This window comes from Streptomyces sp. NPDC034084, assembly GCF_055575535.1.
On the sequence record NZ_JBVISK010000007.1, the window covers coordinates 168,148 to 193,736 of the forward strand.

Genomic DNA, 25,589 nt, shown 5'->3' on the forward strand with positions numbered 1-25,589 from the left:
CCCCGGACCTTCAGGACTCCGGGCGGCCCGTCGCGACCGCGTAGAACGCGACGGCCGCCGCCGCGCCCACGTTGAGCGAGTCGACGCCGTGGGCCATCGGGATGCGTACCCACTCGTCCGCGGCCCGCAGGGCCTGCGTGGACAGGCCGTCGCCCTCCGCCCCGAGCATCAGCGCCACCCGGTCCAGGCGGTGCGGGGCGGCCTCGTCGATCGCGGTCGCCTTCTCCGCCGGAGTCAGCGCGAGCAGCTTGAACCCGGCTTCCCGTACGGTCTCCAGGCCCCGGGGCCAGCTCTCCAGGCGGGCGTACGGGACGGAGAACACCGCGCCCATCGACACCTTCACGGAGCGCCGGTAGAGCGGGTCCGCGCAGTCCGGGGAGAGCAGGACCGCGTCCATGCCGAGGGCGGCGGCGCTGCGGAAGATGGCGCCGATGTTGGTGTGGTCGTTGACCGACTCCATGATCACCACTCGGCGGGCGCCGGCAAGCAGTTCGGCCGCCTCCGGGAGCGGCTTGCGCTGCATCGAGGCCAGCGCGCCCCGGTGCACGTGGTAGCCGGTGACGCGTTCGGCGAGGTCCGGCTGGATCGCGTACACCGGCGCCGGGACCTCGTCGATGACGTCGCGCATGACGTCCACCCACTTGGCGGAGAGCAGCATCGACCGCATCTCGTACCCGGCCTGCCTCGCCCGGCGGATGACCTTCTCGCCCTCCGCGATGAACAGGCCCTCGGCCGGCTCGCGTCTGCGGCGGAGCTCGACGTCGGTCAGGCCGGTGTAGTCGCGCAGGCGAGGGTCGTCGGGGTCGTCGATGGTGATGAGTTCGGCCACGAGGTGATACTGCCTTGTCCGGGATGTGGTGCCAATGCGTGCGGGTCGGGAGCTGTTTCCCCCGGTCGGTGCTGGTGCTGCTGCTCACCGCGCCGGTTTGTCCGGGCCCTCGGTGACCACCTCGCCGATCACGATGACCGCCGGCGGGCGGACCTCCTCCGCCTTGACGGTCTCCGCGACCGTCGCCAGCGTCGCGTCCACTCGGCGCTGTGTCGCCGTCGTGCCCTCCTGGACCAGGGCCAGCGGAGTGTCCGGTGACTTGCCGTGGGCGATCAGCGCTTCGGCGATCTTGCCGATCTTGTCGACGCCCATGAGGATCACCAGCGTGCCGGTGAGCTTCGCCAGCGACGCCCAGTCGACGAGCGAGCGCGGGTCGTCGGGGGCCACGTGGCCGCTGACCACCGTGAACTCGTGGGCAACCCCGCGGTGCGTCACCGGGATGCCGGCCGCGCCGGGGACCGAGATCGAGCTGGAGATGCCCGGGACCACCGTGCAGGCGATGCCCTCGGCGGCCAGCGCCTGCGCCTCCTCCATGCCCCGGCCGAAGACGAACGGGTCGCCGCCCTTGAGACGGACCACCGACCGGCCCCGCTTGGCGTGCTCGATCAGCGCGTTGTTGATGGCCTCCTGGGCCATGAAGCGGCCGTACGGGATCTTCGCCGCGTCGATCACCTCGACGTGCGGCGGCAACTCGTCCAGGAGGTCGCGGGGGCCGAGCCGGTCCGCGATGACCACGTCCGCCTCCGCGAGCAGCCTGCGGCCACGGACGGTGATCAGGTCCGGGTCGCCGGGGCCGCCGCCGACCAGGGCGACGAAGGGGGTACGGGAGCGGTGCGTGGGCGCGGCGATCGAACCGTCGCGGAGGCCCTCCACGATCGCGTCGCGCACGGCGGCGGAGCGGCGCGGGTCGTGGCCCGTGAGCACGGCCACCGTGACGCCCGCGTCCCTGCCCGTCGCCGGGGTCCAGGCCGTCGCCGCCTCCGCGTCGTCCGCGCGCACGCACCAGGTCCTGGTCCGCTCGGCCTCGGCGGAGGCGGCGGCGTTCGCGGCCGGGTCCGTGGTGGCGACCAGCGCGTACCAGGCGTCGGCCAGGTCCCCGTCCTCGTACCGGCGCTTGATCCAGGTGATCTCACCCGACTCCGCCATCGCGTCCACGGAGGGGGTCGCGGAGGGCGAGATCAGGGTGACGTCGGCGCCTGCGGCGATCAGAGCCGGGAGGCGGCGCTGGGCCACCTGTCCGCCGCCGAGGACGACGACGCGGCGGCCTGCCAGGCGCAGTCCGACGGGGTAGGCGGGGTGCTCGGCGTTCTCTGCCATGGGTGAGCGGCTCCTCGGAGAGCGTGCGGTGCGGGCGAGGGTGCCGCTGCGGCGGTGGAGCGGCTCGTGCACGGTCGTGCATGGTCACGATAGCTGTGACCTGGGGTTTGCAGGGTGTGACGGATGTCCCCCACCCCGCGACGGGAGTGGGGGACGCGCCTCGGTGTTACTTCTCGGTGACTCCCGCCGAGTCGAACGTGGCCACCTCGTGCATCGCGCGCGCGGCGCTCTGCACGAGGGGGAGCGCGAGCAGCGCGCCCGTGCCCTCGCCGAGACGGAGGTCCAGGTCGACCAGCGGGCGCAGGCCCAGCTTGTTGAGGGCCGCCACGTGGCCCGGCTCGGCGCTGCGGTGACCCGCGATGCAGGCCGCGAGGGCCTCCGGGGCGATGGCGCGGGCGACGAGGGCCGCCGCGCCCGTCGAGACGCCGTCCAGGATCACGGGGGTACGGAGCGACGCCGCGCCCAGGATCAGGCCCACGAGAGCCGCGTGCTCCAGGCCGCCGACCGCCGAGAGCACGCCGATCGGGTCCGCCGGGTCCGGCTTGTGCAGGTCGAGGGCGCGACGGACCACGTCCACCTTGCGGGCGTGCGTCTCGTCGTTGATGCCCGTGCCCCGGCCCGTGACCTCGGAGGCGTCCACGCCGGTGTAGACCGAGATCAGCGCGGCGGACGCGGTGGTGTTCGCGATGCCCATCTCGCCCGTGAGCAGTGCCTTGTTGCCCGCGGCGACCAGGTCGCGGGCCGTCTCGATGCCCACCTCGATCGCCGACAGGACCTCTTCACGGGTCATCGCGAGGCCCGTGGTGAAGTCGCCGGTGCCCGGGCGGACCTTGCGGGGCAGGAGGCCGGGGGTGGCCGGGAGCTCGGACGCCACGCCGACGTCGATGACGCAGACCTCGGCGCCCACCTGGTTCGCGAAGGCGTTGCAGACCGCTCCCCCGCCGAGGAAGTTCGCCACCATCTGGCCGGTGACCTCCTGCGGCCACGGGGTGACGCCCTGGGCGTGGACGCCGTGGTCGCCGGCGAAGATCGCCACCGCCGCGGGCTCCGGGATCGGCGGCGGGCACATCCTGGAGAGTCCGGACAGCTGCGCGGAGATGATCTCCAGCATGCCCAGGGCCCCCGCGGGCTTGGTCATGCGCTTCTGGCGCTCCCAGGCCTCGCCGAGCGCCTTGGCGTCCAGCGGGCGGATGTTGGCGACGGTCTCCTGGAGGAGGTCGTGCGGCTCCTCGCCGGGCAGCGCTCGGCGGCCGTACGTCTCCTCGTGGACGACCCAGGCCAGCGGGCGGCGCTTGGACCAGCCCGCCTGCATCAGCTCGGGCTCCTCGGGGAACTCGTCGACGTAGCCCACGCAGAGGTACGCGACCACTTCGAGGTGCTCGGGAAGGCCGAGGGTACGGACCATCTCGCGCTCGTCGAAGAAGCTGACCCAGCCGACGCCGAGGCCCTCGGCACGGGCCGCGAGCCAGAGGTTCTCGACGGCGAGCGCCGAGGAGTACGGGGCCATCTGCGGCTGCGTGTAGCGGCCCAGCGTGTGGCGGCCGCCCCGGGTGGGGTCGGCGGTCACGACGATGTTCACCGGGGTGTCGAGGATGGCCTCGATCTTCAGTTCCTTGAACTGCTTCGCCCTGGCCTTGGGCAGCGACCTGGCGTAGGCCTCGCGCTGGCGCTGGGCCAGTTCGTGCATCGTCTGCCGGGTCTCGGCCGAGCGGATGACGACGAAGTCCCACGGCTGCGAGTGGCCCACGCTGGGCGCGGTGTGGGCCGCTTCCAGGACGCGCAGGAGGACCTCGTGCGGGATCGGGTCGCTGCGGAAGCCGTTGCGGATGTCGCGGCGCTCGCGCATCACGCGGAGCACGGCCTCGCGCTCGGCGTCGTCGTAACCGGGGGCGGGGGCGCCGGCGGAGGGCTCGGGGAGCGTCTCCGTCTGCTCGTCGGCCGGGGGCCCGGTTTCCGCTTCGGCTTCGACTTCGGCCTCGACGGCTTCGGCCTCGACAGCCTCGGCTTCCGTCTCGACGACTTCGGTCTCGACTGCTTCGACGGTTTCGGCTTCCACCTCGGCCGGTGCCCCGGGGGGCGTTTCGGCCGGGAGCTCGGTCGGCGCGGGTTCCACGGCCGCCTCGGGCTGTTCCCACTGCTCGGGCAGGGCTTCGGCGACGACGGGGGTCTCTTCGGCCACGGCCTGCACCGGTGCCTCGGCGGGTGCCTCGGCCGGACCCTCCGGCGTCGGATCGACGGCGGCGGGCTGCTCGGTGGTCGCCTCCACGGGGACCTCCACGACCGGTTCCGCGACGGTCTCCGCGGCCTCGGGAGTGACCTCGGGAGCCGTCTCGACCGGGGTTTCGACCGGGGCCTCGACCGGCGCGGCTTCGGCGGTCCGCGCGGGCTCCGATGCCTCGGCCTGCTGGGCCGGGGCGGGCTCCACGACGGGCAGCGCGGCTTCGGGGGCGGCGGGCTCCGCCGGGACCTCGGCGGTGGGTTCGACCACCTGGGGCTCGGGCTCGGCCTCGCGCGGTGCGGGGACCGTGACCTGGGCCTCGGGCTCCTCCTCCGGAGCCGTCTCCACGACGGCGGCGGGCGCCTCGGGCACCACGGCCGGGGCCTGCTCGGCGAGCGGCGCCGGCTCGGCGGCCTGGGGCGGTTCGGCGGCCGGGACCGGGGCCAGGTGCGGGGCCGTCGGGACGGAGCCCTCGACCTGGACGAACTGGCCCGTCGTCGGGACGACCGTTTCTGCGGGCGCCTGCGGGACGGCCTGCTCCTGCGGGTGCGCGACCCACGGCTCGGCGCCCTGCGGGGCGAGCTGCTGGTCCTGCGCGATCTCGAAGTACTCGGGGCCTGTGGTCGGCGGGCCCGGGTCCCGCACCGGCGTCGGGGCGGGGGCCGTGGCCGCGACCGGCTCGGGGGCCGGCGCGGGCTGCGGGGCCGGCGCGGGCGCGGCGGCGGGGCCGCGGTCGGCGAGCGAGAGCACGACGCCGCCGGTGGCGTCGGGCACCGGCGGGCCCATGTGCAGCGGGCGCCGGGCCGGCGGCGGGGTCGGGGCCGTGGCGGGCGGGGGCACGCGGACACCGCCGAGGTCGACGGAGCCGGAGTCCCGGCCGGCCGCCTCGTGGGCGCCGGTGTCGAGGATGCCGGGCTCGTAGCCGTGCTCGGTGGCGACCGGCTCCTGCGGGGCCACTGGGACGCCGTGCGCCGGGGTGCCGTGCGCCGGGGTGCCGTGCGCCGGGGTGCCGTGCGCCGGGGTGCCGTGCGCCGGAGTGGCCTGCGCCGGGACGCCGTGCGCCGGAGTGCCGTGCGGCACGCCGTGCGACGGGGTCTGGCCCTGCGGGGCGGTCAGGACGTCGGCGAGCGCCACCCCGTCGGGGAGCGGGCCCGCGAGCTGGTCCGGCAGCGGGTCGGTGAGAGGGTCGCCCATCGGGGCCTGCGTCTCCGGCGCGCCCGGCTGCGGGACGGCGGGCGCCGGCGGCGGTACGGCGACCGGAGGCGCGGGCACGACGCCCGGCGGATGCTCGCTCCAGGCGCCCTGGGCGCCCGGCATCAGGAGCAGGTCGTCGTCCTCGGTGGTGTGCTCGGAGGGGTCCAGGAAGGTGTACGCGTCCGGAGCGGGGAAGCCCGGCTGCTCGACCATGCCTGCGTTCTCCGGCAGCCCCTCGCCCGGGACCTGGCCGGTGTCCGTCATGCGTACCCCTCGCCCATCGCTTGTGCTCCTTCAGACCTGCGCCCGTCGACTAGAACGAGCGCGTGCGCCGCGCGGCACGAAGCACACGCGAACACCCACTCATTGTCGCGGCCCTCGGCCATCGTGGCAGGGAGATTCGCCACGGTGCGCTGTGGACTGCGCCACGTCGCGCGGTCCCCCCTTGTCGCGTACCACATCAGCGGCGCAATGCGGCCACCCATTCGGGACATTGACGCACAGAATGTCGAACGTCCCGGCGCGGTACAACAATCGGCCAGCCTACCTGCCCCGGCGGGGCGGGCGGGTCACGGGTGGGGTGCCCCCGGTGGGGCCGGGGCAGGCCTACCTGCGTCCGGACAGCAGGAACACGACGGAACGCTGCCGTTCCGACCAGTCGTCCGGATCGAGTTCGACGGTCTGCAGGAGGAGGCTCTCGACGGCGTAGCCGCCGTCGGCGAGGGCGGCGCCGATCGCCTCGGCCTCGTCTCGGGTGGAGGCGTGGGCGACGATGCGCTCCGGGCGCCGGTCGGTGCAGGCGGTGACCACGGGGACGCCGCCGGCCGCGATCCGTACGACATCGGGTTCGGGCAGGCTCTCCAGGACGTGCGGGGCGCGGCCGTGCACGGTCTGGAGGGGTACCCCGTGGCGGCGGGCGGCACGCTCGGTGCGGGCGCAGGCGGCCGGGTCGGCGTCCACGGCGATGACGGCGGCGCCGAAGCGGGCGGCCTCGACGGCGAAGGCGCCGCCCGCGCAGCCGATGTCCCAGACGAGGTCGCCGGTGCGGGGCCCGAGGCGGGCCAGTTGGGCGGCGCGGAGGGCGGGGTCCGCGCCCGCGCCGGGGTGGACCCGGCCGGTTCCGGGGCCATCGCCCTCGGAGTCGTACTCCTCGGTGGGCAGGCCCCAGCCGCGGACCATGCGCGCGGCCGGGTCCTGGCCCGTCAGCCAGGGGGCGGTGGGGACGCCGCCGGCCGCGCCGCCGATGACGAGGACGACGTTCGGGTCGCGCCAGGTGTGGTCGGCGGCCTTGTCGGAGGTGAGGACGGAGACCTGTTCGCGGTCGGTGCCGAGTTCCTCGCAGACGACGAAGGTGCGGTGGACGCCGTCGAGGAGGAGGGCGAGTTCGGCGGGTCCCGCGCCCGGGGAGGTGAGGACGGCGACCTTGGGATGGGCGCGGCAGACGTTGACCGCGCGGCGCAGGGTGCGCTCGTGGGCGACGACGATCCGGGCGTCCTCCCAGGGCATGCCGGCCCGTGCGAAGGCGGCGGCGACGGCGGAGACGGCGGGGACGACCTCGACCTCCAGGCCGTGCTCGGGGGCGCGGAGGGTGCGGACGACGCCGAAGAAGCCCGGGTCTCCGTCGGCGAGGACGACGGCGGTCCCGCGGTGTCCCGCGATGCGGCGGGCGGCGAGGTCGACGCTGCCCAGGCGGATGCGTTCGGCGCCGGGGGGCACCTCGGGAAGCGCCAGGTGGTGGGCGGCGCCGGCCACGAGGGTGGCGGCGGAGAGCGCGGACCGGGCCGCCGCGGTGAGGGGCGAGCCGTCCCAGCCGATCACCGTGACGCGGTCGGCCATCGTCGTCAGTCTCCCTGTGGTGTTGTCGCAGGTCGGGGGCGGTGTCGAGCGTACCCCGTGATCGCTCCCGGGCTCAGCTCCAGTCGGTGTACGAGGAGTAGCCGGCCTCGGCCATCTGGTCGGCGACACCGTCGAGGTCCTCGGGGAGGAGGCCCCAGACGATGAAGTCGGTGCGCAGTTCGGTCCACTCGCCGTCCTCGGTGCGGGTGCGGGCTATGCACGCGTTGCGCAGGACGCCTTCGCTGATGCAGCCGATCTTCTGGGCGACCTGCTGGGAGGCGGTGTTGTCGGCGGCCGTGCGCAGTTCCAGGCGTTCGAACTTCTGGTCGCCGAAGAGCCACTGGGCGGTGGCGAGGGCCGCTTCGGAGGCGTAGCCCTCGCCGCGGGCCCAGGGGGCGATGATGTAGGAGAGCTCGGTGGAGCGGACCCGCCAGTTCGTGTTGCCCAGCTGGATGACCCCGACGAGGCGCTGGGTGAGGAACTCGGTGACGGCGAGGTCGATGCCTCTGCCCGCGGCGCGTTCGGTCGGGGCGTAGTCGGTGATCCAGGTGCGGGCCGCGGCCTCGGTGAAGGGCTGGGGCACCGCGGTCCAGGCACCCACGAGTTCGTCGTTCATCATTTCGGCGAGGGCGGGGACGTCCGCCTCTTCGAGCGCGCGCAGCACCAGCCGGTCCGTGTTGATGGAGATGTCCGGAAAGGTGGTAGTCATGCGCAGCTCCATGCCGTGGACCGTCCGAATCGACCGTGAACGCACAGCATGCAGCATGCGGCCGCCGGTGCGCATGGCCGGGTCGGGTGTGCCGGGGGACGTGTGGCGGGTGTGCCGGGAGTCCGTGGTGCGGGTGCGGCGAAGGCCCCGCGCACCGGACGGGGTGCGGGGGCCTTCTGCTCAAGGACTGTACGGGGGAGCCGGTCTGACGGTCCCTCGGACGCGGTTCTCGCTCGGCGGCGTTACTTGACGGCGCCGAAGGCCGGGATGACCGAGCCCTTGTAGGTGTCCTCGATGTACTTCTTCACCTCGGGCGAGTTGAGGAGCTCGGCGAGCTTCTGCACGCGGGCGTCCTTCTCGTTGCCCTCCTTGACGGCGAGGAAGTTGGCGTACGGGTTGCCCTCGGCCTTCTCCAGGACGAGGGCGTCCTTCGCCGGCTGGAGCTTGGCCTCGATGGCGTAGTTGCCGTTGATGACGGCGGCGTCCACGTCGTTCAGGGCGCGGGGCACGGTGGCGGCCTCCAGCTCCTTGAACTCCAGGCCCTTCTTGTCGGTGATGTCGGAGAGCTTGGCGTTGGTGCCGACGCCCGGCTTGACGGTGATCAGGCCGTTCTCGGCGAGCAGCTGGAGCGCGCGGCCGCCGTTGGTGGTGTCGTTGGGGACGGCGATCGTCTGGCCGGGCTTGATGTCCTTCACCGACTTGAGGCTCTTGGAGTAGAGGCCCAGCGGCTCCAGGTGGACGTTGACCACCGGGACGATGGTGGTCTTGTTCTTCTTGTTGAAGTCGTCGAGGTACGGCTTGTGCTGGAAGAAGTTGGCGTCGACCTGGCCGGACTGGGTGGCGGTGTTCGGCAGGACGTAGTCCGTGAACTCCTTCACCTCCAGCTTCAGGCCGGCCTTCTCGGCCAGGTTGTCCTTGACGAAGTTGAGGATGTCGGCGTGCGGCGTCGGGGACGCGGCGACGACGAGCGGCTTGTCGGCGGCGCCGGCCGAGTCCTTGCCGGAGGACGGGTCCGAGGAGGTGCCGCAGGCGGTGAGGCCGAGGGCGAGGGCGGCGGTGGCGGCGATACCGGCGGTGAGCTTGATGTTCTTACGCACGAAGAGTGCCTCTTTCCGGTGGAGCGGTGGACGCCTGGACAACAAGTCCGGGCTGTTCTTCGAAGGACGAAGTCTTCGGTGGCCGGGGGCTGTTACGCGGTGCGGCCCCGGCGGGCGAGGAGTCGGACGACTCCGTCGCCGATGAGTTGGACGACCGTCACGATCGCCACCAGGACGACGACGGTGACCAGCATGAACGTGGTGTCGAAGCGCTGGTATCCGTAGGTGACGGCCTTGGAGCCGAGGCCCTCGCCGCCGACCGCGCCGGCCATCGCGGAGTACCCGATGAGGACGATCACGGTGGTGGTGACGGCGGACACCAGCGAGGGCAGGGCCTGCGGGAGCAGCACCTTGCGGACGATGGTGGGGATGCCGCCGCCCATGGCCTGGACGGCTTCGACGAGTCCGTGGTCGACCTCGCGGATCGCCGTCTCGACGAGGCGCGCGAAGAAGGGGATGGCGCCGATGGCGAGCGGAACGATCATCGCGGTCGGGCCGATGAAGGTGCCCACGACGAAGGTGGTGAAGGGGATGAGGGCGATGAGGAGGATGATGAACGGCAGCGAACGGCCGATGTTCACGATCGCACCGACGACCTTGTTCACCGGCCGGTTCTGCAGCAGCCCGCCCTTGTCCGTGAGGACGAGGAGGATGCCGAGCGGCAGGCCGCCGAGGACGGTGACGACGGTGGCCCACAGGACCATGTAGAGGGTGTCGACGGTGCCCTGCTCCAGGAGGGGCTGCATCTCCGACCAGGTCACTTGGCACCTTCCTTGACCAGCGCGTGCGCGGCGTCCTCGACGGCCACGGTGTCGTCCACGACCTCGACCTGGAGGCCCTGCTCGCGCAGGAAGCCGACCGGGACGACGTTGTCCTCGTACCGTCCGGGCAGCTCGATCCGCATCCGGCCGATCTGCTTCCCGCCGACGGTGTCCATCGCCGCCCCGAGGATCGAGATGTCGATGTTGTACGTACGGGACAGCTGGGAGATCACCGGCTGGGTCGCGGCCTCGCCGTGGAACGTGACGTCGACGACCGTGCGCTCGGGGCCGGTGGCGGCGCCGCTGACGGGGAACAGCTCGGCCGCCAGCTGGGAGCCGGGGGTGGCGAGCAGTTCGCCGACGGTGCCGGACTCGACGACCCGGCCGTGCTGCATCAGGGCGGCGGAGTCGCAGATCGTCTTGACGACGTCCATCTCGTGCGTGATGAGCAGGACGGTGAGGCCGAGCTGCTGGTTGAGGTCGCGCAGGAGCTGGAGGATGGAGCGGGTGGTCTCCGGGTCGAGGGCGCTGGTGGCCTCGTCGGAGAGCAGGACCTTGGGCTTGCCGGCGAGGGCGCGGGCGATGCCGACGCGCTGCTTCTGGCCGCCGGAGAGCTGGCCGGGGTAGGACTTCGCCTTGTCGGCGAGGCCGACGAGGTCGAGGAGTTCCAGGGCGCGGCGGGAGCGCTCGGCGCCGGAGACGCCGAGGATCTCCAGGGGGAGCTCGATGTTGTCCTTGACCGTGCGGGAGGACAGCAGGTTGAAGTGCTGGAAGACCATGCCGATGCTGCTGCGCGCCCGGCGCAGGTCCTTGCCGGCGCGGCGGCTCTTTCCGGCGAGGGCGGTGAGGTCGACGCCGTCGACGGTCACGGTGCCGGAGGTGGGGCGCTCCAGGAGGTTGACGCAGCGGATGAGCGAGGACTTGCCGGCGCCGCTCTGGCCGATGACACCGAACACCTCGCCCTCGCGGACGTGGAGGTCGACGCCGTCCAGAGCGGTGACCCGCCGGCCGCGCGACTCGTAGACCTTGGTCAGGCCCGAAGTGGTGATCACAGGGGTTTCCGTCACTGTCGAGTGCGCGACGCGGGGTCCGTCGTGCACGGGGCATTCGTCTTTCGGACAGTCAGGCGCACGGGGAGGCTGTTCCGGCTGGTGGCCGGGCGGCAGCGGTGCGCGGGGCAGGCACGGTCCGGCGCCGGTCGGCGGTCGGATCGGCTCGGCCGTCGGGGTCTCGCTTCGGGGCGCGAGACTCAGGCGGGGGCCCTCAGAAGGCGCACATTCGACACATACAACGAGCACCGGGCGTCGTGTTCGCCTCGGTCGCAAGGGTGCGGCTGCTCGTCGTGGTCATGTCTGCAAGTAAAACATGCGCGGCTGTGAAGGGAAGCGGGCTGTCCGAATAGCGGACGTCTTTGAGACGCCATGCGGACGCGCCCGCTCCCCGGGTGGGGCGGCTTCCGGTGCGTGACCTGAAGGGAAGAGGCCCTGGCCCGGTCGTGACGCGGACGGCCGGTGGGGTACGAGGTGTGGCCAAGGCCACGCGGCCGCGTGGGGCCCGGTCGGCGGCCTGCGCGCGCGGGGGGTGGGGGCAACCGGTCATTCGGGCCGTAATACCCTCGGGCGCATGCTTGACGCCCTGACGGTCGCGGTCTCCGTGGCCGCGCTCGCCCTCGCCGCCTGGTGCGGCTTCGCCGCCCTCCGGGACCAGCCGACCAAGGACTGGCACTTCATCGGCATGGCCGTGGTCACCTTCCTGGTCCTGGTCCAGCTGATCGTCGGCATCGTGCAGCTGACGCGCGGCGAGAAGGCCGAGGAGGGCACGACGATCTTCGTCGCCTATCTGCTCGGCGCCCTGTGCGCCGTGCCCATCGCCGCGTTCATGTCGCTCGCGGAGCGCAGCCGGTGGGGTTCGGCGACGGTGGCGGCCGGCGCGGTCGTCCTGGCCGTGCTCGAAGTGCGTCTCTACGACATCTGGACGGTGGGCTGACCATGACCGCGACCGAGACCCAGGGAAAGACCCGGCTCGTCTCCGGCCCGGGCATGCTGCTCGTCTGGCTGTACGGCGTGATGTCGGTCGGCGCGGTCTCGCGCTCGATCTACCAGATCGCCACCGAGTTCGACCGTGCGCCGCTGGCGTACAGCCTGTCGGCGGTGGCGGCGGTCGTCTACGTCTTCATCACGTACACGCTGGTACGGGGCGGGGAGAAGGCCCGCAGGGCGGCGCTGGTGTGCTGCGCCGCCGAACTCGCGGGCGTACTGGTCGTGGGGACCTGGACGCTGGTGGAGCCGTCCGCCTTCCCGGACGCCACGGTCTGGTCGGACTTCGGCTACGGCTACGTCTTCATCCCGGTGCTGCTGCCGCTGACCGGCATCTGGTGGCTGCGGAGGTCCAAGACCGCCTAGGCGGCCTTCTCCAGGGTCACCAGGGTGAGCTTCGGGCCGAGCTCGCGGGTGCCGACCTGCGCGTACCCCTTCCTGCGGTAGAGGCGCAGATTGCCCTCGCTGCGATGGCCGGTGAAGAGCTGGAAGCGCTTGGCGGACGCCGCCCCCTTCGCCTCCGGGACGAAGTGCCGCTCGATGGCGTCGAGGAGGCGGCCGCCGAGGCCGTGCCGCCGCATGCGAGGGTGGACGATCAGCTTGGCGATCCGTACCGTGCCGTCCTCGTCGAGGCGGGCCCGTACGGAGGCGACGACCTCGTCGCCGAGCCGGGCCACGAGGCCGTGCCCCTCGTCCAGTTCGGCGCGCAGGGCGTCGAGCGACTGGGTGAGCGGCTCGATGGACCAGTCTCCGTACAGCTCCGCCTCGCCCTGGTAGCACAGGTACTGCAGCTTCAGGATGTGCTCCGCGTCCCGCGCGTCCGCCGCTGAGATGGTCACACTCAGGCCCATGTGTGCACGCCTCCCGCTCATCTGTCGATCACCGGTCTACCGCACCCTTCCCCGTCGACCGGGGGCGGGAACCTCCGCAGCCAGCATTCTGCGCAGGCATCCCAGGCAACGGGAACGCATCGGCCCCAGACTGCCCTGTGAGATACCCAACTCTCCTGCGATTTCCCGGTAGGTGGGGTCCTCCGGGTCGAGCATCGCGGTGAGCACCTTCGGGCAGCGGCCGGGCGTCCTGGTGACGGCGGCGCGCAGCGTGCGGCGGCCCTCGGCGGCCAGCAGGGAGTTCTCCGGGGAGCCTTGGGCCTCCGCGCCGTCCGTCTCCTGGACGGGTTCGTCCCGGTAGGGGCGCTCCCGGTCGTGGGTCCTGCGGGCGCGGCGCGCTTCCGCGCGGACGGCCCGGCGCAGCCATTCGGCGGGCCGTTCGGGGGCGGTGCCGGTCTCCTGAAGCCGCTCCAGGAGACGGAGCCAGACGGCCTGTTCGAGGTCGCCGGGGTCGATACCGGCGGCCGGCGCCTCGGCGTCGGACTCGGCGGAGAGCAGGGGGGCGAGGGCGGCGAGGAGGCCGGGGGCGGGGTCCGGGTCCGGGCGCGCGGCGGAGGCGGAATCGGTCTCGGGGAGCTTCTCGGGGAGCGGCTGCGGCTCCGGGAGTGTCTCGGGGGTGGTCATGACCGGCACGATGCCGGGGTGCGCCACCGTGGTTGCGGTGCGCGTCCTAAACCACCCGGGAGGGGGTCGTACGGTCCGGCGGTCCGCCCGTACGGCCCCCTCGGCGGGTCAGTAGCGGGCGGCGAGGTCCGCGGCGGCGAGCAGTGCGGTGTCCGGATTGTCGGAGAAGATGCCGTCGATCCCCGTCTCCAGGTACCGCTTCAGCGCCCCGAAGGAGTCGCCGTACGCGGTCGGGTCCGTGCCCTTGCGGAAGTCCGCGGGCAGGAAGGTGTTCTCGTTGCGGTGGGTGTACGGGTGGAGGATCAGCCCCTCGGCGTGCGCGTCGCGGACCAGGGTGGTCGGGGTGCCGAGCCGGCCGGCCGCGTCCTTCGGGATGACCAGGTCGAGCGTGGGGCCGATGCCCTGCGCGTACGAGGCGATCCAGCGCAGGCCCTCGGGTGTGACCAGGTCGGCGACCGTGCGCGGGTCCCCGGCTTCGACGAAGTCCCAGGGGCGGCTGCTCGCCCCGGAGAGCAGCACGACGCCGGGGGCGTCCACCAGCTTCGCCAGGCGCTGGATGCTGCTGGGTTCGAAGGACTGGAGGAAGACCGGGGAGTCGGCGCGGTGGCGGCCGTACCGGCGCAGGAGCTTCGCCAGCCGCTCCTCCAGGCCGAGGCCGAGGGCGCGGAAGTAGCCGGGGTGCTTGGTCTCGACGTGGAGCCAGATCTCGCGGCCCCGGCGCCGGCCTTCCTCCTCGGCCCAGCGGAGCACCTCCTCGAAGGTGGGGACCGTCCAGCGGCCGTCGTAGAGGGTGTTCTCCTGGCGGGTGGCGGGGATGCGCTCCTTGGCACGGAGGGTCTTGAGCTCGGCGAGGGTGAAGTCCTCGGTGAACCAGCCGGTGAGCGTGACGCCGTCGACGGTCTTGGTGGTCTTCCGGGACGCGAACTCGGGGTGGTCGGCGACGTCGGTGGTGCCGGTGATGTCGTTCTCGTGACGGCAGACCAGGTGGCCGTCGCGGGTGGGGACGAGGTCCTGCTCGACGACGTGGGCGCCGAGGTCGAGGGCGTGCCGGTAGGAGCCGAGGGTGTGCTCGGGGCGGTAACCGCTGGCGCCCCGGTGGCCGATGACGGTGGGGACGGGCAGGGAGCGGTAGCCGTGGCCACGGCCGGCCCTGCCCTCCGCGCCGGCGGCCTGGGCGGTGCCGGCCGCGAGGGCCGTGGAGGCACCGAGGACGGTGGCGCCCGCCGCGCCGATAACCGTGCGCCGTGCCGGGGTCCGGCGTTCGCCCTGGGTCATGAGGGATCCTCCTGTGGGAGTGCGGTGTGATGTCCCGCACCTGTCAACTGTTCCCCCGACGCTAGGCAATGAGCCCCTACGGGCGGCGGACCTGGGCCGAACATGGCGGAAACTCATGTCAACACGGTGTATCCACTCGGTGAACCCGATGTGCGCGTGGGGGTGACCCGCGAGTATCGTCGCCAGCTGCAACCGTCGGCTCGACAGCTCGAGCGACCCGCTTCCCACCGGAGGAACCGTTGTCCCGTCTCGCGATCATCAAGGCAGTGCTCGGGCCGGTCATGCGCCTGATGTTCCGCCCCCGCGTGGAGGGCGCCGAGAACATCCCCGGGACGGGTCCCGTGATCCTCGCGGGCAACCACCTGACCTTCATCGACTCGATGATCATGCCGATCTGCCTGGACCGTCCGGTCTACTTCATCGGCAAGGACGAGTACGTGACGGGCAAGGGCATCAAGGGCCGGGCGATGGCCTGGTTCTTCACCAGCGTCGGCATGATCCCGGTGGACCGGGACGGCGGCCGGGGCGGTGTGGCGGCGCTGATGACGGGCCGTCGGGTGCTCGAGGAGGGCAAGATCTTCTCGATCTACCCGGAGGGCACCCGCTCCCCCGACGGCCGGCTGTACCGGGGCCGTACGGGTATCGCGCGGCTGACCCTGATGACCGGGGCGCCGGTGGTGCCGTTCGCGATGATCGGCACCGACAAGATCCAGCCGGGCGGGGCGGGCTTCCCGCGCCCCGGCCGGGTGACGGTCCGCTTCGGCGAGGCGATGGAGTTCTCGCGGTACGACGGCATGGACCGCGACCGGTACGTCCTGCGGGCGGTGACGGACTCGGTGATGGCCGAGGTGATGCGGCTTTCGGGTCAGGAGTACGTGGACATGTACGCCACCAAGGCGAAGGCCGCGTAGTTCCGCTTCCGTACATCGAGGTGCCCCGTACAGCCGTCGGCCGTACGGGGCACCTTCGCGTGCGCGGAGTGCGTCAGTGCTCGACGCCCTCCTCCAGCTTCTGGCCCTTCAGCAGGAACCAGGCCGCGACCGCCGCCGCGAGGAGGACCGCCGCGCCGACGCCGGCCGCGATCCGCAGACCGTCGACGAAGGCCTCCTGGGCGGCGGACACCAGGGCGGTCGCCGTCCCGGGCGCCAGGCCGCCGGAGGCCTCGACGGCACCGCCGAGCGACTCGTGGGCGGCCGACGCGAGGTCCGAGGGGACGCCGGCCGGGGTGGCGAAGTCCCGGTAGACGCCGGTCACGATGGAGCCGAGGACGGCGATGCCGAGCGCGGCGCCCAGTTCGTACGCGGTCTCGGAGACGGCGGAGGCCGCTCCTGCCTGTTCCTTCGGGACGCTGGACATGATCACGTCGGCGGTGACGGTGAAGGCGAAGCCCGCGCCCACGCCGACGACGAGGAGGGTCGCGCCGAGCAGCGGGTAGCCGGTGTGCTGGTCGAGCGTCGTGAGGACGGCGAGGGAGAGGCCGACCGCCGCGAGACCGCCGGCCACCACGGACCGTACGGAGAAGCGGCGGGCCACGACACCGGCGATCAGACCGGCCGTCACCGCGCCGATGGCGGCCGGCAGTTCGGCGAGTCCGGCCTCCAGGGGCTGGCGGCCCTGGACCAGCTGGAGGAACTGGGACAGGAAGAACACCAGGCCGGAGAGGCCGAGGATGGTCAGCAGGTCGGCGAGGACGGCACCGGAGAAGCCGCGATGGCGGAAGAGCCGCATGTCCAGGAGCGGCGCGGGCAGGGTCAGCTGCCTGCGGACGAACCACGTCAGGGCGGCGGCGCCGACCAGGGCGGCGATTCCGGCGTCGAGGGAGAGGCCGTGGGAGGCCAGTTCCTTGACGGCGTAGACGACGCCGATGACGCCGACGAGGGAGAGGGCGACGCTGGGCAGGTCCCAGGGGCCGGGGTTCGGGTTCTTCGACTCGGGGATCAGCTTGACGCCGACGAGGACGAGGACGGCCATGACCGGCAGGTTGATGAGGAAGACCGAGCCCCACCAGAAGTGCTCCAGGAGGAAGCCGCCGACGACCGGTCCCACGGCGGCGCCGGCCGAGGCCATGGCACCCCAGATGCCGATGGCGAGGCTGCGCTCGCGCGGGTCGTGGAAGAGGTTGCGGATGAGCGCCAGGGTCGACGGCATCAGCGTCGCGCCGGCGACGCCGAGGAGGGCGCGGGCGACGATCATCATCTCGGGGCTGGTCGCGTAGGCGTTCAGGACCGAGACGGCGCCGAAGGCGGTGGCACCGATCAGGAGCAGCTTCTTGCGGCCGATGCGGTCGCCGAGGCTGCCCATGGAGACCAGGAGTCCGGCGATCACGAAGGAGTAGACGTCGCCGATCCAGAGCAGCTGCGTGCCGGAGGGCTCGAGGTCCTCGGAGAGGAACGGCGTGGCGAGTCCCAGGACCGTGGCGTCGACCGCCACGAGGAGGACGGCCAGGACGAGCACGGAGAGGGCGAGCCACCGGCCTGGGCGGTGCACGCCCTCGGTATGGCCTGAGGTCTTGACGGTGCTGGTCACTTCTCCACGCTCCTGCGCGCTCCGCCGAGCAGCAGCTCGACGATCATGTACTGGAAGTCCTTGGCGGCGACCCGGCCGTCCTGCACGGCCCAGGCGCCGGAACCGATGAGCCCGTAGAAGGCCTCGGTGAGCCAGGCGGGGGTCAGGTCGATACGGAAGACGCCCTGCTCCTGGCCGCGCCGGAAGAGCGCGGACACCCGGGCGTCGAGGCGCTCCCAGCCCTCGTTCTGCTGGTCGCCCTCGAAGAGCTGGTTCTCGGTGACGAGGAACGACAGCAGGGGCGCGACGGGCTCGACCTCGGCGACGAGCCGGCGTACGGCTTCGTCGGCGGGTCCTTCGCCGGTGCGGGCCCGGTCGTGGGCCGCCTCCAGCTCCTGGAGCCCGAGTTCTTCGAGTGCCCGCACCAGGGCGTCCCGTCCGGCGAAGTGCCGGTGCAGGGTGGCCCGGCCGATTCCGGCGGCACGGGCGACCTCGTCCATGGTGGCGGTCGCCTTGCGGGTGAGCAGGGCGGCGGCGGCACGGAGCACCTGGGTGCGATCGACTGACATGAGACAACCATACATTGAATGAGACATTGATGTCTCATTCGAGAGCCCGATGGATACGAAGAGGCGCCGCCGCCCTCCGGGTGGGAGGGCGGCGGCGCCTCGTACGGGGTGTTACTTCTTGGCCTCGGCCCAGGCGTGCTGGATCACCAGGTCCGCCTTGACCTCGACCAGCTGCGTGGCGACCGCCGAGGGGGCCGTGCCGCCGCGGCCGTCGCGCGAGGCGAGGGCGCCGGGGACGTTGAGGACCGTGCGGACCTCCGGGGTGAGGTGCTCGGAGATCTTGGCGAACTGCTCGTCGGTGAGTTCGTCGAGCTCCTTGCCCTCCGACTCGGCGACCTTCACGCACTCGCCGGCCACCTCGTGCGCCACCCGGAACGGCACGCCCTGCTTGACCAGCCACTCGGCGATGTCGGTGGCGAGCGAGAAGCCGGCCGGGGCCAGCTCCTCCATCCGCTCCCGGTTGACCGTGAGCGTCGCCATCATGCCGGTGAAGGCGGGCAGCAGGATCTCCAGCTGGTCGCAGGAGTCGAAGACCGGCTCCTTGTCCTCCTGGAGGTCCCGGTTGTAGGCGAGCGGGAGGGCCTTCAGGGTGGCCATCAGGCCGGAGAGGTTGCCGATGAGGCGGCCGGACTTGCCCCGGGCCAGCTCGGCGATGTCGGGGTTCTTCTTCTGCGGCATGATCGACGAGCCGGTGGAGAAGGCGTCGTGCAGGGTCACGAAGGAGAACTCCTTCGTGTTCCAGATGATGATCTCCTCGGCGATGCGCGAGAGGTTGACGCCGATCATCGCCGTGATGAAGGCGAACTCGGCGACGAAGTCACGGGAGGCCGTGCCGTCGATCGAGTTGCCGACGGAGCCGCGCTCGAAGCCGAGGTCCTTCGCGACCGACTCCGGGTCGAGCCCGAGGGAGGAGCCCGCGAGGGCGCCGGAGCCGTACGGGGAGACCGCCGTCCGGGTGTCCCACTGCCGCAGCCGCTCGGCGTCCCGGGAGAGGGCCTGGGCGTGCGCGAGGACGTGATGGGCGAAGAGCACCGGCTGGGCGTGCTGGAGGTGCGTCCGACCGGGCATGGCGACGTCCGGGTGGGCCTCGGCGAGGCCGACGAGCGCGTCCTGGAGGTCGGCGACGAGCCCGCCGATGATCCGGGCGTGGTCGCGCAGGTACATCCGGAAGAGGGTGGCGACCTGGTCGTTCCGGGAGCGGCCGGCGCGCAGCTTGCCGCCGAGGTCCGGCCCGAGGCGCTCCAGGAGGCCCCGCTCCAGGGCGGTGTGGACGTCCTCGTCGGCGATGGTGCCGACGAAGGAGCCGTCGGCGACGTCCGCCTCCAGCTGGTCGAGTCCGGCGAGCATGCGGGTCAGCTCGTCCTCGGTGAGCAGCCCGGCCTTGTGCAGCGCGCGCGCGTGGGCACGGGAACCGGCGATGTCGTACGGCGCGAGACGCCAGTCGAAGTGGACCGAAGCGGAGAGCTTCGCCAGGGCCTCGGCGGGGCCGTCGGCGAACCGTCCGCCCCAGAGCCGGACGTCACCGTTGTTGCTGCTCACTGCTGCTCCTCGATCGAACGTGGGCGGATGACGCGAGGTCGATACTGATAGGCATAACTATGCGGAGCGCCGTATGTTTTGTCAATCAGGGTCCGGAGGTGCCGAAATCCAGGGGCGCCCCAGGTCACCCTGCCCCTACGCTCCGCCCATGGAAGACACGGACACCGCGGGGGCCACCCGACTGGCCCGGGGAGCCCCGCTCGCCTCGGCGATCGACACGTCGGACGCCGCCGCCTGGACCGGCCTCGACGTGGCCGCCCGGGAACTCGCCCGCACCCGTCCGTCCGCGCTGCCGGACCACGCGTGGGCGACCGGCCGCCGCTTCCGCTGGTCGTGGGACGCACCGCTCCCCTCCCTGAACCTCTCGCGCGACGAGCCCGACGAGTCCCGGCTGGCCCTCGCGCTCTGCCACCCCGACGGCCGGATACGCGAGGCCGCCCTCCGGCGCGCGGCCGCCCTTCCCGCCCCGGCCCTCGGGCCCCTGCTCCCCCTCGTGGCGATCCGCTGCTCGGACTGGGCGGAGGCGGTACGCGAGCCGGCCCGCGACCTGCTGCGGAGCGCGCTTCCGGGAGCCGGGCCCGACACGATCGCCGTCGTGGCGCCCGTCGTCATGCGGACCGCCGCGCGCCGGCGCGGGGACGCCGCCCGGTCCCTCCTGGAGGCGACACTCCGGCAGGGACCGGCACGCGTGCTCGACGCCGCCCTCGCCGGCCGGGACCGGGCGACCCGCCGCCTGGCGGCACGCATCGCGGTCGGGCGCCGGCACCTCTCCCCCGAGCGGTTCGCCCTGGCCGCCGCCACCGATCCCGACCCGGTGGTCCAGGACGTCTGCGCGGACGGCGCGGTGGCCGGGGCGGGCCCGGGGACCGGTGACGAGGTCCTCGTGCCGCTGCTGCGCTCCGGACACCCCCGGGTGCGGGCGGCCGGTGTGACGGCGCTGCGGCGGGCCGGGCGGCCCGGCGAGGCCGAGCCGTTCCTCACCGACCGCTCCCCCCTGGTGCGGGCGTGCGCGCGGTACGTCCTGCGGCAGCACGACATCGAGGCCGCCCCGCTCTACCGGGCCCTCTGCGCGGGCGGGACGGTGCCCCCGGCCGCGCCCCTCGGTCTCGCCGAGTGCGGCGATCGCGAGGACACCCCCCTGTTGTGGGGCCTCGTGGACCACCCGCACCCCGGTGTGCGCGCGCATGCCGTGGCCGGGTTGCGCGTACTGGAGGCATCGGACGTGGCGACGCGCCTGGCGCCGCTCCTCGACGACCCCGCGCCCGGGGTCGTACGGGAGACGGTCACCGCCCTCGTACCGTGGGCGGACCGGCTGCCGGTGGCCGTACTGCGGGCCCGGCTCGGGGCGGAGCACCCCCGGCACGTGCGGGTGGGGGCGTACCGGCTGCTGACCGCGCACGGCGGTCCGGAACTTCGGGCGATCGCCCGGTCGCTGATCGACGACCCCGAGCCGAAGCTGCGTCACAACGCCCTTGCTGTGCTGAGAAACTGACGCGCCCTACGCCGCTGCGCTTCCAGCCGCCGAGACGCTCCCGCGCGGGGAGTCCGCGCGGGAAAGAATGAGGCCATGGGAAAAACGTATGAACATATCGACGGGCGGCTTCGGGCCTTCATAGAAGAGCAGCCCGTGTTCTTCACGGCCACCGCTCCGCTCGACGGCGCCGGTCACGTCAACCTCTCCCCCAAGGGGCGCAAGGGCACGCTCGTCGTCCTCGACGAACTGACCCTCGCCTACGTCGACTTCGGCGGCAGCAGCGCCGAGACGATCGCGCATCTGCGGGAGCCGGGGAACGGCCGGATCACGCTGATGTGGACCGCGTTCTCCGGGCCGCCGACCGTCGTGCGGGTCCACGGGACCGGGGAGGCCGTGCTGCGGGACGATCCGCGGTGGGGCGAACTGTTCGCGCGGTTCCCGGCCGAGGCCGTCGAGGGGCAGGGCAGCGCGCGGGCGATCATCCTGGTCCGCGCGCGACGGGTCAGCGACGCATGCGGGTTCGCCGTCCCCCTGATGGAGTACCAGGAGGACCGCGCGCTCCACGCCGAGTACTTCAACCGGAAGACGGACGAGGAGTTCAACGCGTACTGCGCGCGCAAGGACCACATCGCGAGCAGCCTGGACGGGCTGCCGGCCCTCCCGCTGCCGCTGCCCCCACTGCCCGCCTGACAGCCCTCGTACGCGCGCCGGGCGGCTGCGACGGCGGCCGTCCGGGGGCACGGGGCGGGCCGGCGGTGATCACCTGCCGATGTGTCAGGTTCCCTGCTTCTGCGCCAGCTTCAGCAGGTGGTCCGCCAGCGCCTGCCCGCCGGCCGGGTCGCGGCTGATGAGCAGCAGGGTGTCGTCGCCCGCGATCGTGCCCAGGATGGCGTGGAGTTCGGCCTGGTCGATGGCCGACGCGAGGAACTGGGCGGCGCCCGGCGGGGTCCGCAGCACCACGAGGTTGGCGGAGGCCTCGGCGGAGATCAGCAGTTCGCCGGAGAGGCGGCGCATGCGCTCCTCCTTGGCGGACTCGCCGAGCGGCGCCTGCGGGGTGCGGAAGCCGCCCTCGCTGGGCACCGCGTAGATCAGCTCGCCGCCCGTGTTGCGGATCTTCACCGCGCCGAGCTCGTCGAGGTCGCGGCTGAGCGTCGCCTGGGTGACGCTCAGCCCGTCATCCGCGAGGAGCTTGGCGAGCTGGCTCTGCGAGCGCACCGGCTGCCGGTTGAGGATGTCGACGATCCTGCGGTGGCGTGCGGTGCGGGTCTGCGGAACCGACGGCCCTCCGTGCTCGTTCTCCTGCGCGTCGGTCATCGTCGTCTCATTCTCCGGTTCGTCCTTGCCCGTTCGCCTCGTCCAGGACCCCCGGCAGCGCCTGGAGGAAGGCGTCCGCCTCGGCGTCGGTGAGGACCAGCGGAGGCATGATCCGTACGACATCGGGGGCGGGCGCGTTGACCAGGAGGCCGGCGTCCTGGGCCGCCTGCTGCACCTGGGGTGCGAGGGGCCCGGTGAGCACGATACCCAGCAGCAGGCCCGCACCACGGACGTGGGAGACCAACGGGTGGCCCAGACCCTCGATTCCCTGGCGCAGCCGCTCCCCGACCGACTTCACGTGATCGAGGGCCGCGCCGGAGCCGAGGGTGTCCAGAACGGCGAGGCCGGCGGCGCAGGCGACCGGGTTGCCGCCGAAGGTGGTGCCGTGGTGGCCGGGCGCGAACAGCTCCGCGGCCTCGCCGAAGGCGACGGTCGCGCCGAGCGGGAGGCCGCCTCCGAGACCCTTGGCGAGGGTCACGACATCCGGCTCGACGCCCTCGTGGGCCTGGTAGTCGAACCAGTGGCCGCACCGGCCGATGCCGGTCTGCACCTCGTCGAGGACGAGCAGGGTACCGGTGGCGCGGGTGATCTCCCTGGCCGCCTCGAGGTAGCCGGCGGGCGGGACGACGACCCCGTTCTCGCCCTGGATGGGCTCGATGATGACGAAGGCGGTGTCCTCGGTGACGGCGGCCCGCAGCGCCTCCGCGTCCCCGTACGGGACGTGGGTGACGTCGCCGGGCAGCGGCAGGAAGGGCGTCTGCTTTCCGGGCTGTCCGGTGAGCGCCAGGGAGCCCATGGTCCGGCCGTGGAAACCGCCGTCGGTGGCGACCATGTGGGAGCGGCCTGTGAGCCGGCCGATCTTGAACGCGGCCTCGTTGGCCTCGGCGCCCGAGTTGCAGAAGAAGACCTTGCCGGGCCGGCCGAAGAGGCCGAGGAGCCGCTCGGCGAGCGCCACGGGCGGCTCGGCGACGAAGAGGTTGGAGACGTGGCCGAGGCTCTGGATCTGCCGGGTGACGGCCTCGACGACCGCCGGGTGGGCGTGGCCGAGGGCGTTGACGGCGATGCCGCCGACGAAGTCCAGGTACTCCTTGCCGTCGGCGTCCCAGACCTTGGCGCCCTCACCGCGGACGAGCGGCAGCCGGGGGGTGCCGTAGTTGTCCATGAGCGAACCCCGCCACCGCTGGGTCAGCTCCGTGTTGCCGGTCATTCGTCCCCCTGATCGCTCTGATCGCTCCGAGCACCCCGGTCGTCCCGGGCGCCCCGGCCGTCCGGCACGACCATCGTGCCGATGCCCTCGTCCGTGAAGATCTCCAGCAGGATCGAGTGCTGGACCCGGCCGTCGATGACGCGGGCCGTGGTGACCCCGTTCCGTACGGCGTGCAGGCAGCCCTCCATCTTGGGGACCATGCCGCTGGACAGCTCGGGCAGCAGCTTCTCCAGCTGGCTCGCGGTGAGCCTGCTGATGACCTCGTCGCTGTTCGGCCAGTCCTCGTACAGGCCCTCGACGTCGGTCAGGACCATCAGGGTCTCGGCACCCAGCGCCGCAGCGAGTGCCGCAGCCGCCGTATCAGCATTGACGTTGTAGACATGTCCGTCGTCCTGGGAGCGGGCGATGGAGGAGATGACCGGGATCCGGCCGTCCTCCAGGAGCGCCTCGATGGCTCCGGTCTCGATGGCGGTGATCTCGCCGACGCGGCCGATGTCGACCCGCTCGCCCTCGATGACCGGCCGGTGCTGGGTGGCGGTGATGGTGTGGGCGTCCTCGCCGGTCATCCCGACGGCGAACGGCCCGTGCTGGTTGAGCAGCCCGACGAGCTCGCGCTGGACCTGGCCGGCGAGGACCATCCGTACGACGTCCATGGCCTCGGGTGTGGTGACCCGCAGGCCCGCCTTGAACTCGCTGACCAGGCCGGCCTGGTCGAGGGCGCGGTTGATCTGGGGGCCGCCGCCGTGCACCACGACCGGCTTGAGGCCGGCGTGGCGCAGGAAGACGACGTCCTGGGCGAAGGCGGCCTTGAGGTCCTCGTCGATCATGGCGTTGCCGCCGAACTTGATGACGACGGTCTTGCCGTGGTGGCGGGTGAGCCAGGGCAGGGCCTCGATGAGGATCTGGGCCTTCGGGAGGGCGGTGTGCTTCCGCGCGGTGTTGCTCATGACGAGTACGCGCTGTTCTCGTGGACGTAGTCGGCGGTGAGGTCGTTCGCCCAGATGACGGCGGACTGCGTGCCGGCGGCGAGGTCGGCCGTGATGGTGACCTCCCGGTAGCGCATGTCGACCAGCTCGCGGTCCTCGCCGACGGAGCCGTTCTTGCAGACCCAGACGCCGTTGATGGCGACGTTGAGCCGGTCGGGCTCGAAGGCGGCCCGCGTGGTGCCGATGGCGGAGAGCACCCGGCCCCAGTTGGGGTCCTCGCCGTGGATGGCGCACTTGAGGAGGTTGTTGCGGGCGATGGAGCGGCCCACCTCGACGGCCTCGTCCTCGGTCGCGGCGTTGATCACCTCGATACGGATGTCCTTGCTGGCGCCCTCGGCGTCGCCGATGAGCTGGCGGGCGAGGTCGTCGCAGACGGTCCGTACGGCCTCGGCGAACTCGTCCTGGCCGGGGGTGGCACCGGCGGCGCCCGAGGCGAGGAGGAGGACGGTGTCGTTGGTGGACATGCAGCCGTCGGAGTCGACCCGGTCGAAGGTGAGCCGGGTGGCGGTCCGCAGGGCGGCGTCGAGGCCCTTGGCATCGACGTCGGCGTCGGTGGTGAGGACGACGAGCATGGTGGCGAGGCCGGGTGCGAGCATGCCCGCGCCCTTGGCCATGCCGCCGACGGTCCAGCCGTCCTTGGTGACGACCGCGGTCTTGTGGACGGTGTCCGTGGTCTTGATGGCGATGGCGGCCTTCTCGCCGCCGTGCTCGGAGAGTTCGGCGGCGGCCCTCTCCACACCGGGGAGCAGCTTGTCCATGGGGAGCAGGACGCCGATGAGGCCGGTGGAGGCGACGGCGACCTCGCCGGCGCCGACCTCCGTGCCCCGCGCGCCCAGGACCTCGGCGACCTTCTCGGCGGTGGCGTGGGTGTCCTGGAAGCCCTTGGGGCCGGTGCAGGCGTTGGCGCCCCCGGAGTTGAGGACGACGGCGGTCAGCTCACCGTCGGCGAGGACCTGCTGGGACCAGACGACGGGCGCGGCCTTGACGCGGTTGGAGGTGAAGACTCCCGCGGCGGCGCGGCGGGGCCCGGTGTTGACCACGAGGGCCAGGTCCGGGTTGCCGTTCTGCTTGATCCCGGCGGCGATGCCCGCCGCCGTGAATCCCTTCGCTGCGGTGACACTCACTGTGCTTCTCCGTTCTCCCCCAGAGCCGACGCCTGGGAGGTGCCCCCGTCTCCGCCCGCGCGGCTCAGGGGTGTGGGCTTCGTCG

Annotated in this window: 23 protein-coding genes; 5 read left to right on the forward strand and 18 right to left on the reverse strand. The window is 72.6% G+C overall.

Features of this window, described 5'->3' with window-relative positions; translation table 11 throughout:
• Positions 1-10: 10 nt before the first annotated feature.
• The 8 genes from ACZ51I_RS25615 to ACZ51I_RS25650 all read right to left on the reverse strand — a co-directional run bounded on the left by ACZ51I_RS25615 (position 11) and on the right by ACZ51I_RS25650 (position 11,013).
• Complete coding sequence (locus ACZ51I_RS25615) at positions 11-829, reverse strand: TrmH family RNA methyltransferase (RefSeq protein WP_468880021.1); 819 nt, start codon at positions 827-829, stop codon at positions 11-13.
• 84 nt (positions 830-913) lie between these two features.
• Positions 914-2,146 (reverse strand): uroporphyrinogen-III C-methyltransferase, encoded by a 1,233-nt coding sequence (gene cobA / locus ACZ51I_RS25620; protein ID WP_468880024.1) that lies wholly within the window; start codon positions 2,144-2,146, stop codon positions 914-916.
• A gap of 166 nt (positions 2,147-2,312) precedes the next feature.
• The gene (gene cobT / locus ACZ51I_RS25625) at positions 2,313-5,822 is read right to left on the reverse strand and encodes a nicotinate-nucleotide--dimethylbenzimidazole phosphoribosyltransferase (RefSeq protein ID WP_468880026.1); all 3,510 of its coding nucleotides are present in this window, start codon (positions 5,820-5,822) and stop codon (positions 2,313-2,315) included.
• A gap of 342 nt (positions 5,823-6,164) precedes the next feature.
• The gene (gene cbiE, locus ACZ51I_RS25630) at positions 6,165-7,394 is read right to left on the reverse strand and encodes a precorrin-6y C5,15-methyltransferase (decarboxylating) subunit CbiE (protein ID WP_468880028.1); all 1,230 of its coding nucleotides are present in this window, start codon (positions 7,392-7,394) and stop codon (positions 6,165-6,167) included.
• 73 nt (positions 7,395-7,467) lie between these two features.
• Entirely contained in the window at positions 7,468-8,103 is a 636-nt protein-coding gene (locus ACZ51I_RS25635) for a GNAT family N-acetyltransferase (RefSeq protein ID WP_468880031.1), read from the reverse strand.
• A 242-nt stretch (positions 8,104-8,345) separates the two neighbouring features.
• Positions 8,346-9,200: a MetQ/NlpA family ABC transporter substrate-binding protein gene (locus ACZ51I_RS25640; RefSeq protein ID WP_468880034.1), complete on the reverse strand. Its 855-nt coding sequence runs from the start codon at positions 9,198-9,200 to the stop codon at positions 8,346-8,348.
• A gap of 92 nt (positions 9,201-9,292) precedes the next feature.
• Positions 9,293-9,961 carry a methionine ABC transporter permease gene (locus ACZ51I_RS25645; RefSeq protein ID WP_468880036.1) on the reverse strand — a complete coding sequence of 223 codons (669 nt, stop codon included), beginning with the start codon at positions 9,959-9,961 and terminating at the stop codon, positions 9,293-9,295.
• Entirely contained in the window at positions 9,958-11,013 is a 1,056-nt protein-coding gene (locus ACZ51I_RS25650; RefSeq protein WP_468880039.1) for a methionine ABC transporter ATP-binding protein, read from the reverse strand. The genes ACZ51I_RS25645 and ACZ51I_RS25650 overlap by 4 nt, the downstream gene beginning before the upstream one ends.
• A 571-nt stretch (positions 11,014-11,584) precedes the next feature.
• Here ACZ51I_RS25650 and ACZ51I_RS25655 point away from each other — a divergent pair.
• Both ACZ51I_RS25655 and ACZ51I_RS25660 read left to right on the forward strand, forming a co-directional pair.
• Entirely contained in the window at positions 11,585-11,947 is a 363-nt protein-coding gene (locus ACZ51I_RS25655; RefSeq protein WP_468880042.1) for a hypothetical protein, read from the forward strand.
• Positions 11,948-11,949: 2 nt separating this feature from the next.
• Positions 11,950-12,363, forward strand: coding sequence for a hypothetical protein (locus ACZ51I_RS25660; RefSeq protein WP_468880045.1), 414 nt, complete (start codon positions 11,950-11,952; stop codon positions 12,361-12,363).
• Here ACZ51I_RS25660 and ACZ51I_RS25665 read toward each other — a convergent pair.
• From ACZ51I_RS25665 to ACZ51I_RS25675, 3 genes are all read right to left on the reverse strand, one after another.
• Positions 12,360-12,848 carry a GNAT family N-acetyltransferase gene (locus tag ACZ51I_RS25665; RefSeq protein ID WP_468880047.1) on the reverse strand — a complete coding sequence of 163 codons (489 nt, stop codon included), beginning with the start codon at positions 12,846-12,848 and terminating at the stop codon, positions 12,360-12,362. The two genes, ACZ51I_RS25660 and ACZ51I_RS25665, sit on opposite strands and share 4 nt — an antisense overlap.
• Before the next feature lie 36 nt (positions 12,849-12,884).
• Positions 12,885-13,511 carry a sigma-70 family RNA polymerase sigma factor gene (locus ACZ51I_RS25670; protein ID WP_468880050.1) on the reverse strand — a complete coding sequence of 209 codons (627 nt, stop codon included), beginning with the start codon at positions 13,509-13,511 and terminating at the stop codon, positions 12,885-12,887.
• 108 nt (positions 13,512-13,619) lie between these two features.
• Positions 13,620-14,786 (reverse strand): glycerophosphodiester phosphodiesterase, encoded by a 1,167-nt coding sequence (locus ACZ51I_RS25675; RefSeq protein WP_468880053.1) that lies wholly within the window; start codon positions 14,784-14,786, stop codon positions 13,620-13,622.
• A 239-nt stretch (positions 14,787-15,025) separates the two neighbouring features.
• Here ACZ51I_RS25675 and ACZ51I_RS25680 point away from each other — a divergent pair, with 239 nt between their 5' ends.
• Positions 15,026-15,697, forward strand: a complete 672-nt coding sequence (locus ACZ51I_RS25680) for a lysophospholipid acyltransferase family protein (RefSeq protein ID WP_030316163.1) — start codon at positions 15,026-15,028, stop codon at positions 15,695-15,697.
• 73 nt (positions 15,698-15,770) lie between these two features.
• On the opposite strand, the gene ACZ51I_RS25685 is transcribed toward ACZ51I_RS25680, so the two are convergent.
• The 3 genes from ACZ51I_RS25685 to argH form a co-directional block, all read right to left on the reverse strand.
• Entirely contained in the window at positions 15,771-17,312 is a 1,542-nt protein-coding gene (locus tag ACZ51I_RS25685) for an MFS transporter (RefSeq protein WP_468880056.1), read from the reverse strand.
• A complete protein-coding gene (locus ACZ51I_RS25690; RefSeq protein WP_468880058.1) occupies positions 17,309-17,860 on the reverse strand; it encodes a TetR/AcrR family transcriptional regulator in 552 nt (183 codons plus the stop codon). The genes ACZ51I_RS25685 and ACZ51I_RS25690 overlap by 4 nt, the downstream gene beginning before the upstream one ends.
• A gap of 111 nt (positions 17,861-17,971) precedes the next feature.
• Positions 17,972-19,399, reverse strand: coding sequence for an argininosuccinate lyase (gene argH / locus ACZ51I_RS25695; RefSeq protein ID WP_468880060.1), 1,428 nt, complete (start codon positions 19,397-19,399; stop codon positions 17,972-17,974).
• A gap of 148 nt (positions 19,400-19,547) precedes the next feature.
• Here argH and ACZ51I_RS25700 point away from each other — a divergent pair, with 148 nt between their 5' ends.
• Positions 19,548-20,891, forward strand: coding sequence for a HEAT repeat domain-containing protein (locus ACZ51I_RS25700; protein ID WP_468880063.1), 1,344 nt, complete (start codon positions 19,548-19,550; stop codon positions 20,889-20,891).
• Positions 20,892-20,966: 75 nt separating this feature from the next.
• A complete protein-coding gene (locus tag ACZ51I_RS25705; protein WP_468880066.1) occupies positions 20,967-21,563 on the forward strand; it encodes a pyridoxamine 5'-phosphate oxidase family protein in 597 nt (198 codons plus the stop codon).
• A gap of 84 nt (positions 21,564-21,647) precedes the next feature.
• Here the strand turns inward: ACZ51I_RS25705 and ACZ51I_RS25710 are convergent, their stop codons facing one another.
• The 4 genes from ACZ51I_RS25710 to argJ are packed head-to-tail and all read right to left on the reverse strand — an operon-like array spanning position 21,648 to position 25,504.
• Positions 21,648-22,187, reverse strand: a complete 540-nt coding sequence (locus tag ACZ51I_RS25710; protein WP_468880068.1) for an arginine repressor — start codon at positions 22,185-22,187, stop codon at positions 21,648-21,650.
• A gap of 7 nt (positions 22,188-22,194) precedes the next feature.
• The gene (locus tag ACZ51I_RS25715) at positions 22,195-23,394 is read right to left on the reverse strand and encodes an acetylornithine transaminase (protein ID WP_468880070.1); all 1,200 of its coding nucleotides are present in this window, start codon (positions 23,392-23,394) and stop codon (positions 22,195-22,197) included.
• Entirely contained in the window at positions 23,391-24,341 is a 951-nt protein-coding gene (argB, locus tag ACZ51I_RS25720; RefSeq protein ID WP_468880072.1) for an acetylglutamate kinase, read from the reverse strand. The genes ACZ51I_RS25715 and argB overlap by 4 nt, the downstream gene beginning before the upstream one ends.
• Positions 24,338-25,504: a bifunctional glutamate N-acetyltransferase/amino-acid acetyltransferase ArgJ gene (argJ, locus tag ACZ51I_RS25725; RefSeq protein ID WP_468880074.1), complete on the reverse strand. Its 1,167-nt coding sequence runs from the start codon at positions 25,502-25,504 to the stop codon at positions 24,338-24,340. Before argJ ends, argB begins: the two co-directional genes overlap by 4 nt.
• Positions 25,505-25,589 lie beyond the last annotated feature (85 nt).